The 395-nt window shown below is 42.8% G+C and carries 1 protein-coding gene; it reads right to left on the bottom strand.

The features are described from left to right. Positions 1-238, bottom strand: a 238-nt coding sequence (locus QWI17_RS21620; protein ID WP_302724613.1) for a transposase, incomplete at its 3' end; no start/stop codon positions are given. Positions 239-395: the final 157 nt, after the last annotated feature.

The following is a 395-nucleotide window of genomic DNA, read 5'->3' as shown; positions in this document are numbered from 1 at the left end:
TATAACCTAAAGACCATCGTTCTGCCCACATTTTATTAAGCATACGGAGTTTCTCTTGTGCACAATAAGGGGAGATGGGAGCTTGAAAAGCTGAATCACCATGAGTCTGGTAAATCTGACCCCAGTAACGAATCAGAGAAGCGGGAACGTTTAGTTCAGCTCCCAATGATAGAGAGGATGTACCGTTAAGATATTGCTTAGCTGCAGCAATTTTAAATGCTCTGCTGTACTTTGCCATAAAAACCCCCAGAGTTGGTTGTCCAACTATTGGGGGTCACTTCAAAACCCAGCGTTCACGCTTTTCAAAAAAGTCTGCTTTCGACCCAAAGCTGCCATTAGAGCTTCGGACTCAAATGCACAAGTATAAGCCCTATATCAAAAAATTTACTTTGCCC

Source organism: Gilvimarinus gilvus (assembly GCF_030518155.1).
In the GTDB taxonomy this organism is placed as follows: domain Bacteria; phylum Pseudomonadota; class Gammaproteobacteria; order Pseudomonadales; family Cellvibrionaceae; genus Gilvimarinus; species Gilvimarinus gilvus.
The sequence above is the reverse complement of the archived record's forward strand: the minus strand, read 5'-3'. Positions and strand labels throughout refer to the sequence as shown.